Source organism: Nocardioides sp. Root682, from assembly GCF_001427795.1.
In the GTDB taxonomy this organism is placed as follows: Bacteria; Actinomycetota; Actinomycetes; order Propionibacteriales; family Nocardioidaceae; genus Nocardioides.
In genome coordinates this window covers 2,128,333-2,142,575 of record NZ_LMHJ01000001.1, presented here as the reverse complement: position 1 = coordinate 2,142,575, position 14,243 = coordinate 2,128,333, and the positions used below count along the sequence as shown (strand labels likewise).

The 14,243-nt window shown below is 71.9% G+C and carries 9 protein-coding genes; 8 read left to right on the top strand and 1 reads right to left on the bottom strand.

Annotated features, from left to right (window positions below):
- The first annotated feature begins 2 nt into the window (after positions 1 to 2).
- The 4 genes from ASD84_RS10090 (at position 3) to ASD84_RS10075 (ending at position 4,102) form a co-directional block, all read left to right on the top strand.
- Positions 3 to 614, top strand: coding sequence for a sugar O-acetyltransferase (locus ASD84_RS10090; RefSeq protein ID WP_200954483.1), 612 nt, complete (start codon positions 3 to 5; stop codon positions 612 to 614).
- A gap of 2 nt (positions 615 to 616) precedes the next feature.
- Complete coding sequence (locus ASD84_RS10085; RefSeq protein WP_056709636.1) at positions 617 to 1,504, top strand: hypothetical protein; 888 nt, start codon at positions 617 to 619, stop codon at positions 1,502 to 1,504.
- Positions 1,505 to 1,578: 74 nt separating this feature from the next.
- Positions 1,579 to 2,532: a hypothetical protein gene (locus ASD84_RS10080; RefSeq protein WP_056709634.1), complete on the top strand. Its 954-nt coding sequence runs from the start codon at positions 1,579 to 1,581 to the stop codon at positions 2,530 to 2,532.
- 124 nt (positions 2,533 to 2,656) lie between these two features.
- The gene (locus ASD84_RS10075) at positions 2,657 to 4,102 is read left to right on the top strand and encodes a hypothetical protein (RefSeq protein ID WP_156394683.1); all 1,446 of its coding nucleotides are present in this window, start codon (positions 2,657 to 2,659) and stop codon (positions 4,100 to 4,102) included.
- A gap of 45 nt (positions 4,103 to 4,147) precedes the next feature.
- Here ASD84_RS10075 and ASD84_RS10070 read toward each other — a convergent pair whose 3' ends face one another.
- Positions 4,148 to 4,387 (bottom strand): hypothetical protein, encoded by a 240-nt coding sequence (locus tag ASD84_RS10070; RefSeq protein ID WP_056709629.1) that lies wholly within the window; start codon positions 4,385 to 4,387, stop codon positions 4,148 to 4,150.
- A 309-nt stretch (positions 4,388 to 4,696) separates the two neighbouring features.
- On the opposite strand from ASD84_RS10070, the gene ASD84_RS10065 reads away from it, so the two are divergent.
- From ASD84_RS10065 to recD, 4 genes are read left to right on the top strand one after another with little or no spacing between them, the layout of a single operon-like run.
- Positions 4,697 to 5,665, top strand: a complete 969-nt coding sequence (locus ASD84_RS10065) for a patatin family protein (protein ID WP_056709627.1) — start codon at positions 4,697 to 4,699, stop codon at positions 5,663 to 5,665.
- Positions 5,666 to 5,677: 12 nt separating this feature from the next.
- Positions 5,678 to 9,085 carry an exodeoxyribonuclease V subunit gamma gene (gene recC, locus ASD84_RS10060; protein ID WP_056709626.1) on the top strand — a complete coding sequence of 1,136 codons (3,408 nt, stop codon included), beginning with the start codon at positions 5,678 to 5,680 and terminating at the stop codon, positions 9,083 to 9,085.
- Entirely contained in the window at positions 9,085 to 12,456 is a 3,372-nt protein-coding gene (locus ASD84_RS10055) for a UvrD-helicase domain-containing protein (protein ID WP_235531054.1), read from the top strand. The genes recC and ASD84_RS10055 overlap by 1 nt, the downstream gene beginning before the upstream one ends.
- Positions 12,453 to 14,222, top strand: coding sequence for an exodeoxyribonuclease V subunit alpha (gene recD, locus ASD84_RS10050; RefSeq protein ID WP_056709624.1), 1,770 nt, complete (start codon positions 12,453 to 12,455; stop codon positions 14,220 to 14,222). Before ASD84_RS10055 ends, recD begins: the two co-directional genes overlap by 4 nt.
- Positions 14,223 to 14,243: the final 21 nt, after the last annotated feature.

The following is a 14,243-nucleotide window of genomic DNA, read 5'->3' as shown; positions in this document are numbered from 1 at the left end:
CGATGACGTATCCCGCGTACCCCCGTGATCCGCTCGACCCGCGGGACCCGGACGACCCGCGTGGCATGCACCAGCGGATGGTGGACGGCGACCTCTACCTGGCCGACGACCCGGAGATCGTCTTCGCGTATCACCGGGCGAGCGACCTGACGTCGGAGTTCAACGCCACGACTGCTCGCGAGGTCGAGCGCCGCCGCGCGCTGCTGGCTGAGCTCCTCGGCGAGATCGGCGAGGACACGGAGATCCGGCCGCCGCTGCAGGTCGACTACGGAACGCAGATCACCATTGGCTCGCGCTCGTTCGTGAACTTCGGGCTCATCGCGCTCGACGTCGTGGCGATCACCATCGGGGACGACGTGCAGATCGGTCCGAACTGCCAGCTGCTGACGCCGATCCATCCGCTGGGAGCGGACCTGCGCCGGGCCAAGTGGGAGTCCGCGAAGCCGATCACGATCGGTGACAACGTGTGGCTCGGCGGTGGGGTGATCGTCTGCCCCGGTGTGACCATCGGTGCGAACACGGTGGTCGGGGCTGGGTCGGTCGTGACGAAGGACCTGCCGGCTGGGGTGCTGGCCGTGGGGAATCCGGCGCGGGTGGTTCGCGAGCTGGACTGACCGTGGGTGATCTCGGTCTGCTCCGCAACCCGCCGTCCGGCTGGCTGGAGGCGGTGGCGGTCGTGATTCGGTCCGTGGGTGCGGCGACTTGGACCCAGGAGGGTGAGGGCGGTGCCCCGGGCGTCGAGACGAGCAGCCGGCTCGCCGTCACCTGGGAGGTCCGGGTGCCCGGGCGGGCGCCGTACGTCGTGGAGAACGACGAGCGCAAGGTGCCGACCTGGACCATCGAGACGCAGGTGGGTGGCACCGGGAAGCGTTGGTACAAGGTCCGCCTCAAGCGGACGTACGGCTTGATGCCGGGTGTCGGCGTGCCGTGCCGGGTCAACCCGAAGGATCCGCTGGACCTGTGGATCGACTGGGACGCGGCGTACCGCAACCACGAGGTGGCATGGGACCGGAAGGCTGCGCTCGATCGTGCGGTGGCCGACCAGCGCGGCGGGTTCGACAAGGTCGTCGGGCGGCTGGCCAACCCCTTCGGGGTGGCGCCGACCGACGCGGATCGTGCCGAGGCTGCCGAGGTGCTCGCGGCCGAGGAGGCAGAGCTCGCGGTGCAGAAGGCAGCGGCCGTCGAAGCTGCCGCGGGCGCGACCTGGGCCGGTGTCGACAAGGACGAGAAGGCCGTCTTCGACGCGATGGCGGCGGAACTGCAGCGGATCCACGCGACCGGCCGCCAGGTCACCGGTCGGGTGGTGGCTGTCGTCCCTACCGGGCGGACGCTTGTCGGCGTGGAGGTGAAGCGGATCGAGGTGGAGATTCAGGACTTGTCGGGGCCGCGGGTGGTTGCGCTGGAGCTGCCGCTGCAGAAGGGGCCAGCCAAGCGGGTGGCTGTGGGCAAGGAGATCTCGGTGTGGCTGGATCCTGGTGACGAGAACAGGATCGCCATTGCGTGATCCGTCTGGCGTCCTGGCATGCCGCGCTGCTCGGGACGACAGCGCCCGGAGCGTCGCGTGATGAACTTCCGCTTGTGAGCGTCATCGAGGTGTTGGGCGAACTCGTACGCCGCGCCGTTGCCAACCAGCCGGGCTGGCACATCTCCTCGACGGACATGACTGAGTGGGTCGCAGGCACCGGTCTGACCCGGGACGCCCTTCTCGGCGACGTTGCGCTGGAACTCGCACGCCGGTATGACGCCGATGCGTTGACCTTCGAGATTGCCGACGCTGTCGCCAACTCACTCCACTTCTACGTGACGCTGCAGGATGCCAACCGCCCGGAGGTCTTCGACAGCGTCTTCGACGCCTTCGACGAGGGTGAGTACTTCCACGACTCTGATCGGACAGAAGATCCCGAACTGGCCTTCACGAGGCCGCTGATCCGTAAGATCCTGGCGAGTCAGTCGCGCGCTGATGTTGCGGTGAACGATGCGCCTCCAGTTGAACATGCGGGCCTGGTTCCGGTCGACGGATTCGTCACGACCGTGCGCTTCGACGGCTGGTCGCCGGTCGCGTGGTGGGGCACTGGACCTCACGGCGACGAGATCCTTGCCACGGAGGGCTGCCACGTCGCCTTGTGGAGCAGCCCGGAGGAGTGTCTGCGTACCGTCCGCGAGCGTGGCTGGCGTCTCGCCGACGACGATGGCGTCGAGAACACCGACGTCACCGAACTCGACTTCGAACCAGCCCAGTCGTGGCTACGCGGAGCGTCCACCTCGCTGGACACCAAGGCGGGCCTTGACCTGTGGAACTTCGCGATCGACGTCGCCCACTCGCTGGGGCGGCCGTTCCGTCACCGCGGACGCCTGGCTGACCGCTGCCACCACAAGCTGACGGCCGCGAACGTGCCACGGGCCTTCGGCGTCGAGACCTACGCGCCGCGATGGACGGCGGCCGAGATACGCGTGCTCCGGCGGGTGCTCGGCGAAGCAGTTCACGTCGTCCGGTCGGGTCTCGGAGAACGCACTCCGGACCGGCTTCGGTGATCGAAGAGTTCGCCCTGCCACCGATGTCCTGATCCAGAACTGTCACCGATGTCCTGAGACATGAACAATCCACAAGGTCCTTGAGTCACTTGCCGATCGAACATCTGTTCGGTATCATCTATGTATGATCTCGGCTCTCGCGGAAATGTCGCCGAAGCGGTTGCTCCAGGCGGCTGACGAGGCTGTGCTCGATGGTCGTCGGGTCGAGGTTCGCAAGCTTGAAGTGCTGTTGGCGTGGGGTGATGCGTTCTCCGGTGACCCGCAGGACGAACCCAATGCGGTCCCGGTCCGGTACGGCGGCCCGCGACTGATCACCCTGGGTGGGGAGGGCACTCCGAAGGTCTCGGACCTGGCGTTGGTGGAGATCGCGGTCGCTCGCCGGGAGTCGGTGTTCACCACCCGGCGCCGCGCCGCTGATGCGTTCGACCTGCGCCACCGACTCCCCTTGGTGTGGGCCGGGTTGCAGGCGTTGCGTTGCGAGACCTGGGTCGGCACCAAGGTCGCGGCCATGTCCCGCAAACTCACTGCTGAGCAGGTTGTGATCGTGGATGTCGCGGTCGCTGAAGCACTGGATGAGGCGCCGGCACGGATCTTGGAGATCGCCGAGGCCAAGATCATCGAGGCCGACCCGATCGCCCACGCCGAACGCATCGAGGCGAACCGGGCCCGTAAGGGCGTGTGGCACTCACGACCCAAGCCCGGCGAGTCCATCGAAGGTGACACCGCCGGCATCGGGAGTGTGGTGGCGCGGATCGATGAGGTCGACCTCGAAGCCCACCGCGAGTTCATCGAAGAACTCGCCCAGGCCCTGGCCACCCACGCTGGCCCGCCCGCTGAGGGTGAGGAGCCGTTGTCGATGGACCACTGGCGGGCCGAGGCCTTCGCGATGCTTGCTGACCCCGCCGCCGTCCTGGCGTTCCTGCGCGGCGAGACCGATCAGCCCGTCGACGAACCCACCGACGAGTTCGACCAGCCCGCCGAGGCACCCGCACCCGAGGCGCCTGCAACCGGCCCGGCCGCGGGGCCTTCCGCGGTGGTGGTCGTGCACGTCGCCGAAGACCCCGACACCGGCGCCCTCGGCCCCGTCGCCAGGGTCGAGGGCCTGGGACCGAGACTCCTGTCCCAGGTCCGCGACCTGCTCCGCCGCCACGCCAACATCACCATCACCCCGGTCATCGACCTGCACACCGGAGGCTACGAACACCCCACCGACGTCAAGACCCGCACCGAGCTCCGCACCCTGGGCGACGTGTTCCCCCACGCCACCGGCCTCTTCACCAAGACAGGCCGGCCACCGGACCACGACCACACGACGCCATATGACAAACACGGCCCACCCGGCCAGACCGGCGATCACAACGACACCCCGCTCCGGCGACACCACCACCGCGCCAAAACGCATGCCGGCTATTCGGTGCATCAGCTCGGACCCGACCGCTGGATCTGGCGTACGCCCCACGGCCTGCACCGCCTCGTCACCACCCACGGCACCACCGCCATCACCCGAGGCGAGTACCTCGCGCTCAGGGGAATTGCCGTGCACCTCGCCGACGACTTCACCGCCGCCTGATCCTTCTGTCGGTGCGGAGGTTCAGATCGCCGGTTGCAACCACGATCAGGGCTTCCAGCGGACTGCGTCGGGCAGGCAGTGACTGGTGCTGCCGGCTTCTCCCGTAGCCATGCACTGGCCATCGATCAGGGCCCTGTCCCCCAACGGCTCGGCGAGGGTGACGTCGTAGCGCACCCGCTTGTTGCTGGGGCAGGTGCCGCCGTCGCTGTGTGGCCCCACGCGGAAGGTCAGCACCACCCGTGAGTCTTCGTAGACGACGTGAGGCTCAAGAACCTCGCCGGTCACGCCACCGTTGCAGCCCAGACGTGCGACGCCGACAGGGAGAGTCGTGGAGTCGGGTGTCAGGTGCGCGTCCTGGTGCAGGAACCAAACAGCTGCGTCGCCTGCACTCGTGTCCGGTGTCGGTCCCGTCGTACGGGCACCTCCCGATGCTGCATCCTCGTCTGGGCTCTCGCCGCCCCCAGCGCACGAGCTGAACACGACGCAGAGCGGCGCCAGGGCCACGGATCTGAACGGCTGCTGCACTTCTTGAAGACGACGGCGCGAACGATTCGGTTCCGTGGGCGCGCTGGCGGCTTCGCTAACGTCGGACAGGTGAACGCACTCTCGGTCCTCGACGTCCTCCGCAGCCGTCGTACGACGGCCAGCCGGCCGGGTGCGCGCGAGGACGACTTCCGCGTGGCACTCGCCATCGAAGGTGGCGGCAACCGGGCTGCCTATTCGGCGGGAATGGCGCTGGCCCTGGACGAGGCCGGACTGACCGACGCCTTCGACGACGTCTACGGGACGTCGGGCGGTGCGCTCAACGGGGCGTGGCTGCTGACGGGTGAGGCGCAGCGGTGGATGCGTAGCTGGGCGTGGCCGGAGGTCGCCGCCGCCGGGATCACCGACCCGCGGCGGGTGCTGCGGGGCGGGCCGCTGATCGACCTCGGGCGCCTGGTCCACCACGTCTACGAGGCGATCACGCCGATGGACTTCGAGGCGATCATCGCCAACCCGATCGGCTTCCATCCGATGGCGACCGATGCCCGCACCGGCGAGGGGGTCGACCTGGCGCCGTACGTCACCGATCGGCGCAGCCTGCAGACCGCACTGCGGGCGACCTCGTGCCTGCCACTGCTGGCCGGTCGCCCGGTTCCTCTCGGTGGGCGCACGTGGGTCGACGGCGGCCTCTCCGAGGGCGTGCCGTATCGCAGCGCGTTGGCTGACGGCGCGACGCACGTGCTCGTCCTGCGGACTCGCCGCTCCGACCAGTACGCGACGCCGCCGTCCCGGTTCGAGCGGGCCCTGCTGGCGCCGTACTTCCTCAGGCACGGCTGGAAGTCGGGCCGCGCCCACGTCGAGCGGCACCAGACCTACGCCGCCGATGACCTCCACCTGGCGGAGGCGACGGCCGCCCCCGTGGCCACGCTGGTGGAGGTACGTCCGCCGGTCGGCTCGCCCGACGTGGGCCGGCTGAGCAGCGACCTGCCCTCCATCGAGGCAGCCATCGAGGTCGGCCGGACCACGATGGCGGCCGTGCTCGCCGACATGCCGTCACCAGAAGTCGGACCCGCGCACTAACCTCGGGCCACGATGGCCCTCCACCTGCACCGCGCCGCGCGGACCGACCTGCTCGCCGACGAGCTCGGCGCGCTGTTGGCGACGCCGCTGGCCGATCCGTTCGCGAGCGAGGTCGTCGTGGTGCCGGCGAAGGGGGTGGAGCGCTGGCTCACCCAGCGCCTCTCCCACCACCTCGGCGTCGGACCGTGCGGCGGCGACGGCGTGTGCGCGGGCGTGCAGTTCCTGCAACCTGCATCGCTGGTGGGGCTGCTGCTCGGTCGCGACCGCGACGACCCGTGGCACCCCGACCGGCTCGTCTGGCCACTGCTGGCCACCATCGACGCGCACCTCGGCGAGCCGTGGTGCGCCACCCTGGCCACGCACCTCGGCCACGGCCTCGCCGGGGAAGAAGGCGAGCTGCGGCGCAGCCGCCGCTGGTCGGTCGCCCGGCGTCTCGCGGAGCGGTTCTCGTCGTACGCCGTCCAGCGGCCGGCGCTCGTCACCGACTGGCGTGAGGGGCGGGACACGGACGGCATCGGTGGCGACGGTGCCGGGGAGCTGGTGGGCGACCTGCGCTGGGAGGCCGAGCTGTGGCGGCGGCTGCTGGCGCGGATGGCCGAGGCCGGGCACACCGAGCCGCCGGACGTCCGGCATGCGCGGGTCTGCACTGCCCTGCGAGCGGGAGAGATGGCCGGCCTGGACCTGCCCGACCGGCTGTCCCTGTTCGGGCACACCCGGCTGCCCGAGACCGAGATCGACCTGCTCGCTGCACTCGGCCAGCACCGCGACGTGCACCTCTGGCTCGCGCAGCCGTCGGCGGCCCTGTGGGACGCGGTGGCCTCGGCCGAAGCGGCGGTCACTCCGCGCGACGCCTCTCGGTCCGCCGACCTGGTCGGCCACCCGCTGCTCGCCTCGCTCGGTCGTGACGCCCGCGAGCTCGCCACCGTCCTGGGCGCGCGCGTACGCGAGGGCGACGCCATCGATGCCGGCGCTGCCCCCGATCCAGAAGCCCCGGAGAACCTGCTCGGCTGGCTCCAGGCCGACCTCCGTGCCAACCACGCACCCGAGGCCGGGGCACGCGCCGCCCGTGCTTTCGACCCCAGGGACCGCACCGTGCAGGTGCACGCCTGCCACGGCGCGGCCCGTCAGATCGACGTCCTGCGCGAGGTGCTGGTCGGCCTGCTCGAGGACGACCCGACCCTGGAGCCCCGCGACATCGTGGTGATGTGCCCCGACATCGAGACCTTCGCGCCCCTGATCTCGGCCGGTTTCGGGCTGGGCGAGTTGATCACCGACGAGTCCGCGAAGGGCGTGGCCGATGTGCTGCATCCCGCCCACCGGCTGCGGGTCCGGCTCGCCGATCGCGCCGCCAGCAGCACCAACCCGTTGCTCGGCGTCGCCGTCGCGCTCGTCGAGCTGGCCGGTGGCCGGGCGACCGCGTCGCAGGTGATCGACCTGCTCTCGCGGGAGGTCTGCCGCCGCCGGTTCGGGTTCAGCGACGACGACCTCGCCCGGATCACCCGCTGGGTCGCTGAAGCCGGCATCCGGTGGGGGATCGACGGCACCCAGCGGACGTCGTACGCCATGGAGGGCTTCGAGCACAACACCTGGCGCGCCGGCCTCGACCGGCTGCTCCTGGGTGTCGCGATGAGCGACGACGAGCACCAGCACCTCGGACGCGGACTGCCCGTCGACGACGTCGCGAGCGGCGAGATCGAGCTCGTCGGCCGGCTCAGCGAAGCCGTGGCGCGCCTCGGTGCGTGCCTCGCGGCGCTGAGCACGGCGACCGCGGCCGACGACTGGTTCGACGCGATCACCGGGGGCGTGCGCGACCTGTGTGAGGTCGACCCCGACGCCGCGTGGCAGCTTCCCCAGTTCGAGCGCGAGCTCGCCCGGGCACGGGCCAGCGCCGACGAGACCGGCCCCGACGTCCCGCTCCGGCTGGCCGACGTCCGCGCGCTCCTGCAGGCCCGCCTCGCCGGCCGGCCCACCCGGGCGAACTTCCGCACCGGCACCCTCACCGTCTGCACGATGGTCCCGATGCGCTCGGTGCCCCACCGCGTGGTCTGCCTGGTCGGGCTGGACGACGGCGTCTTCCCGCGCGCGACCGGCATCGACGGCGACGACGTGCTCGCGCGCCGTCCCGTCGTCGGCGAGCGCGACCTGCGCGCCGAGGACCGGCAGCTGCTGCTCGACGCGGTGCTCGCCGCCGGCGAACGCCTCGTGATCACCTACACCGGCGCCGCCGAGCACACCGGCCAGGAGCGGCCCCCCGCCGTACCTCTCGGCGAGCTGCTCGATGCTCTCGACCGCACTGCTGCCGCGCCGGTGCGCGCCGACGTCGTCGTACGCCACCCCCTGCAGCCGTACGACGTCCGCAACCATGTGCCGGGATCGCTGGCCACCGACGGTCCGTTCAGCTTCGACCGTTCGTCCCTGGCCGGTGCGCTGGCTTCGGTGGCCGAGCGCGTGCCGGTCCCGGCGTTCCTGCCCGACGCGTTGCCCGCCCAACCGCCAGCAGACGTGTCGCTCGCCGACCTGCGTGCGTTCCTGCATCACCCGGCGCGCTACTTCCTGCGCCGACGGCTCGAGGTGGCGACACCGTTCGAGCCCGACCAGGTGGCCGACGCGATCCCGGTGACCCTCAACGGCCTCGAGGTGTGGCAGATCGGCGACCGGTTGCTGCGGGAGGTCCTCGCTGCCGAGGACCCGGGTGCCACGGCGACGGCAGTGATGGTGGCCGAGCAGCTGCGCGGCACCCTGCCGCCGTTCGAGCTGGGCCGCGGCGAGCTGACCAAGGTGGTCGCGGAGTGTCAGGAGCTGTTCACCCGCAGCGCACCGGTCCGCACGGGTGCGGCCCGCAGCATCGACGTCGACATCGACCTCGGCGGCGGGCGACGGCTGACGGGCACGGTGCCGCAGGTGCACGGCAACCAGGTCGTGTCGCTGTCCTACTCGCGGCTCAAGCCGAAGCAGCGGCTGTCCTCCTGGCTCGACGTGCTCGCGCTGAGCGCCTCCCATCCCGACGAGAACTGGACCGCCCACGCGATCGCCCGTTCCAAGGCCGGGCCGCAACGCGCCCTGGTCGGTCCGCTCGACCACCGCGCCCTCGAGTGGCTCACCTCGATCGTGGAGCTCCACGACCAGGGGCTGACCCGACCGCTGCCCCTGCCACTCGCGACGGCGAACGCATGGGCCGAGGCGCAGGCCAAGTCGCTGCGGGGCATGGACATCGACCCGGTCGAGGCCGCTGCCCGGTCGTGGGTCACCGACCCCTGGAACGACTGGGGGATCAAGGGCGAGGACGACGACCCTTCACACCGCCGGATCTACGGGCCCGATGCCCCGATCGACGTGCTCGTCGACGCCGGCCTGACCACGTGGGCGTGGCAGCTGTGGGAGCCGCTGCTCGCCGGTGCGGAGAGGGTGGGTGTCCTCTAGTGGCCCAGCTGAACCCGTTCGACATCCGTGCCGACCTCCCCACCGGCACCACCCTGCTCGAGGCCAGCGCCGGCACCGGGAAGACCTGGACCATCGGCGCCCTCGTCACCCGCTACGTCGCCGAGGAGGGCATCCCGCTTGAGCAGCTGCTCGTGGTGACCTTCGGCCGCGCTGCCAGCCAGGAGCTGCGCGAGCAGGTCCGTCGCCAGCTCGTCGAGGCCGAGCAGGCGCTGGCCGGAGACCTCCCCGCGGATGCTGGATCGACGGGGCAGACCGAGCTGATCGCCCAGATCCTCGACTGCTCCGATGCCGATCGCGCCCTCCGGCACAGCCGCGTCGTGCAGGCGCTCGCCGACTTCGACGCCGCGACCGTCGCCACCATCCACCAGTTCTGCTCGCTGGTCCTCGACTCGCTCGGCGTCGCCGGCGACACCGACGCCCGCGCCCGGCTCGTCGAGAACCTCGACGACCGCCTGGTCGAGGTCGTCGACGACCTCTACCTCCGCGCCTTCGCGCAGTCCTCCGACGGGTCTGCTCCGCCCTTCACGCACAGCGAGGCGCTGGCCATCGCCCGCGCCGTGGTCAACGACCCGCAGTCGCAGCTCGAGCCCGCCGGGTTGCCCCGCGAGCAGCCCGCTGGTCGGCGCGTGGCCTTCGCGGCCGCCGTACGAACGGAGCTGGAACGGCGCAAGCGCCGCCTCGGCGTCCTGTCGTACGACGACCTGCTCAGCCAACTCGCGGAGGCGCTCGCGCACCCCGACTCCCCGGCCCGGGCGCGGATGCGTGCCCGCTGGAAGATCGTGCTGGTCGACGAGTTCCAGGACACCGACCCGGTGCAGTGGCAGGTGTTCGACCGTGCGTTCTCCGGCCACGCCACCATGGTGCTGATCGGCGACCCGAAGCAGGCGATCTACGCGTTCCGCGGCGGCGACGTGACGACGTACCTCGCAGCCGCGGCAACCGCCACGACCCAGCAGACCCTGGGGATCAACCGGCGCAGCGATGCCGGCCTGCTCGGCGCGTTCCAGAAGCTGTTGCAGGGAGCCGAGCTGGGCGACCCGGAGATCGTGGTGCACGACGTGACCGCCCACCACCAGGAGTCGCGGCTCGCAGGCGCACCGAACCCCACGCCGTTCCGCCTGCGGGTGGTGCGGCGCGAGACCTTCCGTCGGGGGCCGGCGACGATGCTTCCGGTGGCGAAGGTGCGTCCCCACATCGCCGACGACCTCGCCCACGACATCCGGGCGCTGATCACCAGCGACGCGACCTTCGAGGGGCGTCCGTTGCGACCCAGCGACGTCGCCGTCATCTGCTACCGCCACGCGGACCTCTCGGCCGCGCGCGCCGCGCTCCAGGCGGTCGGGGTCCCGGCCGTGATCGCCGGCGGCGGCAGTGTCTTCGCGACGCCCGCGGCCACCGAGTGGCTGTCCCTGCTGGAGGCGCTGGAGCAGCCGCACCGGATGGCCCGCGTGCGCGCCGCGGCGCTGACCTGCTTCCTCGGGTACGACGCCGCCGGGCTCGCCGACGGTGGCGACGACCTCGCCGACGACCTCGGCGACAGGGTCCGGTCCTGGTCCGAAGCCCTGGCCCGCCGCGGTGTGGCCGCGGTGCTCGAGGCGGCCACGTCCGGCGGGATGCCGGCCCGGATGCTCGGCCGGATCGGTGGCGAGCGGACGCTGACCGACGTGCGCCACATCGGCGAGGTGCTGCACGAGGTCGCGCAGCGCGAGCAGATGGGTGCGGTCGCGCTGCTCGCCTGGTTGCGCCAGCAGGTGCTCGAGGCGCGCGAGGGCCGCGGCGCCGAACGCACCCGCCGGCTCGACTCCGACGCCGCGGCGGTGCAGCTCGTCACGATCCATGCGAGCAAGGGCCTGCAGTACCCGATCGTCTACCTCCCGGCGCTCGGCGACCGGTTCGTCGGCAAGCCCAAGCGGCCGCTGTTCCACGACGCCACCGGACAGCGCTGCCTCGACATCGGCGGCTCCGGGCCCGACTGGGGTGACCACGTCCGGCGCTGGGCCGACGAGGAGGCCGGTGAGTGGCTGCGGTTGCTGTACGTCGCCGTCACCCGCGCCCAGAGCCAGGTGGTCGCATGGTGGGCACCGACCAAGAACGCCGAGGCCTCCCCGCTGCACCGCCTGCTCATGCGGCAGTCCGGCGCCGACGGCGAGCTGCGCGCCGACGTGCCCACCGCGCCACCCGTCCCCGACGAGGACGCCGTCACCGCGCTGTTCGCCAGCTGGCGCGACCGGGGCGGACCGAGCCCCGAGGTGTCCCAGCCGGCCGCGGCGACCGCTCCGCTCGCGATCGAGCCGCCGGCCGACCTGGCGGCCCGCACGTTCACGCGGTCCGTCGACACCGGCTGGCGGCGGACGTCGTACTCCTCCCTCAGCAACGTGGACCTCGCCGCCGAGGTCGGGCAGCCGGCGGTCGACAGCGAGCCGGAGGTGGAGGCCAAGGACGACGAGCACCTCGCGGAGGTCCCGTCGATCGAGCCCGTCGAGACCCCCGGCCTGGACGTCTCGTCACCCATGGCCGACCTCCCCGTCGGAGCCACCTTCGGTTCCCTCGTCCACGCGGTCCTCGAGCACACCGATCCCACCGCTGCCGACCTGCGCGCCGAGCTGCTGACCCACATCGACGAACAGCTCACCTGGTGGCCGGTTCCGGTCGACCCGGGCGAGCTCGCCGATGCCCTGGTGGCGGTCCTGGACACGCCTCTCGGCCCGTTGATGGACGGTACGACGCTGCGCCGGATCGGCGTCCGGGACCGGCTCTGCGAGCTCGACTTCGAGCTGCCGCTCGCCGGTGGCGACGCCGCCGACGCGCCGGGGGAGAGCACGGTCCTGCTCGGTGACATTGCCGGCCTGCTCCGCCGCCACCTGCCCGAGGGCGACCCGGTGCGGGCCTACGCCGACTCCCTCGACAACCCCCTGCTCGGCGGACAGACGCTGCGCGGCTACCTCACCGGGTCGGTCGACGTCGTCCTGCGGCTCGGGTCGCTCGATGCGCCCCGCTACGTCATCGTCGACTACAAGACCAACTGGCTGGGCCCGCGCGAGGAGCCGCTCACCGCGGCGTCGTACCGACCCTCGGAGCTGGTGGACGCCATGGGTCACTCGGACTACCCGCTCCAGGCGCTGTTGTACGCCGTGGTGCTGCACCGGTTCCTGCGCTGGCGCCAGCCTGGCTACGACCCGGAGCAGCACTTCGGCGGCGTCGCGTACCTCTACCTGCGGGGCATGTGCGGGCCCGACAACCCGTCCGTCGACGGCGCACCCTGCGGCATCTTCACGTGGCAGCCGCCCGCCGCGCTGGTCACCGACCTGTCCGACCTGCTGGACGGATCACTGGAGGGGGTGCGCCGATGACCGGGCTCTTCGAGGTGACCTCGCCGCACGACCCGCGCGTGGCGCGGCGCGTGGCCGGCTCGCTCGGCGCGTTCAACGCCGCTGGTGTGATCGACGCGGCCGACGTCCGGGTCGCCGAACGCGTCGCCGCGCTGGGCGGGGAGAGCGACGAGCGGGTCAAGCTCGCCGTGGCGCTCGCGGTCCGATCGGTGCGTGCCGGATCCGTGGGCCTCGACCTCGAGGGACTTCCGGACCTCGTCGAGCTGGGTGTTGATGGAGCCTGGCCGGACCTCGCCGAGTGGACCGCGGCGATCGACGCCTCACCCCTCGTGACCGCTGGCGTCATCCACCACGAGCTCGGACTGGTCTACCTCGATCGCTACCACCGGCTCGAGCGCCAGGTGGCCGACGACCTGACCGAGCGGATCGCGCTGGGTGCCCCGCCGGTTGACGAGGCGATGCTGACGGCGACGCTGCAGCGGGTGAGCGGCGAGCACCTCAGCGAGGAGCAGGCCCGCGCCGTCGAGCACGCCGCCCGGCACCGCACGACCGTGCTGACGGGCGGCCCCGGCACGGGCAAGACCACGACGGTGGCGCGGCTGGTGCTGGCGTTGGCCGACCAGTTCCGGACCGACCACAGCCGCCGGATGTCGGTCGCGCTCGCGGCACCGACGGGCAAGGCCGCGACCCGGCTGCAGGAGGCGGTGAGCGCCGAGCTCGGCGCCCTGGGCGCCCTCGGCGACGGCCCGGACCAGATCCCGGCGCCCGAGGCGATGACCCTGCACCGGCTCCTGGGCTGGCGCCCCGACAACACGACCCGGTTCCGCCACGACCGCGGCAACCGGTTGAAGTACGACCTCGTCGTGGTCGACGAGGCATCGATGGTCGACCTCACGATGATGGCCCGGCTCCTCGAGGCGGTCCGTCCGGAGACCCGCCTCGTGCTGGTCGGCGACCCCCGCCAGCTGACCTCGGTCGGCGCCGGCGCCGTCCTGTCCGACCTCGTCGCCGGCTTCGCCGGCCACGACGACTCGCCGGTGGTCGCCCTCACCAGGAACCACCGCTCGACGGAGGAGATCAAGGACCTCGCCGCCGCGTTGCGCGACGACGGCCCCGACGCCGCCGACCGGGTCCTGGAGGTGCTTCGTGCGGGCACCGGCGAGGTCGAGTACGTCGAGACCGACGACCCGGTCTCGGCGTTGCGGGCCGAGTGCACGGCCTCGGCGCTCGCGGTCCGCCGTGCCGCGGAGGACGCCGGCCCGCAGGAGGCCATCGCGGCGCTCGACGGCTTCCGGTTGCTGTGCGCCCACCGCGAGGGTCCGCACGGTGTCCGCGTCTGGAACCACCACGTCGAGCAGTGGCTGGCCGCGGAGCTGGGTGCCCCGCTCGGCTCCGCCTGGTACGCCGGCCGTCCGCTCCTGGTGACCAGCAACGACTACGCCCTCGACATCTACAACGGCGAGACCGGCGTCGTGGTCGCCGACGCCAAGGGCCGCCCGCGCGCCTGGATTGCCGGCGCGGACGCGCCCCGGTCCTTCGCCCCGGGTCGGCTCGACGCGATCGACACCATGCACGCGATGACGATCCACAAGAGCCAGGGCAGCCAGGCGCGCCGGATCGCGGTGCTGCTGCCCGAGGCCGACTCGCGTCTCCTGACCCGCGAGCTCTTCTACACGGCAGTCACGCGCGCCCAGGAGAGCGTCGTCGTGGTGGGTTCCGAGGCCGCCGTACGCGCTGCGGTGGACACCACCGCCCAGCGTGCGACCGGCCTGCGTCAACGCCTGTGACGCCTGCGCTCAACGCGTGGC

What these genes read in the sequence shown, in the direction of transcription:
- recC (WP_056709626.1), top strand. Translation starts at nt 5,678, where the DNA reads ATGGCCCTCCACCTGCACCGCGCCGCGCGGACCGACCTGCTCGCCGAC.
- ASD84_RS10075 (WP_156394683.1), top strand. Translation starts at nt 2,657, where the DNA reads ATGATCTCGGCTCTCGCGGAAATGTCGCCGAAGCGGTTGCTCCAGGCG.
- recD (WP_056709624.1), top strand. Translation starts at nt 12,453, where the DNA reads ATGACCGGGCTCTTCGAGGTGACCTCGCCGCACGACCCGCGCGTGGCG.
- ASD84_RS10090 (WP_200954483.1), top strand. Translation starts at nt 3, where the DNA reads ATGACGTATCCCGCGTACCCCCGTGATCCGCTCGACCCGCGGGACCCG.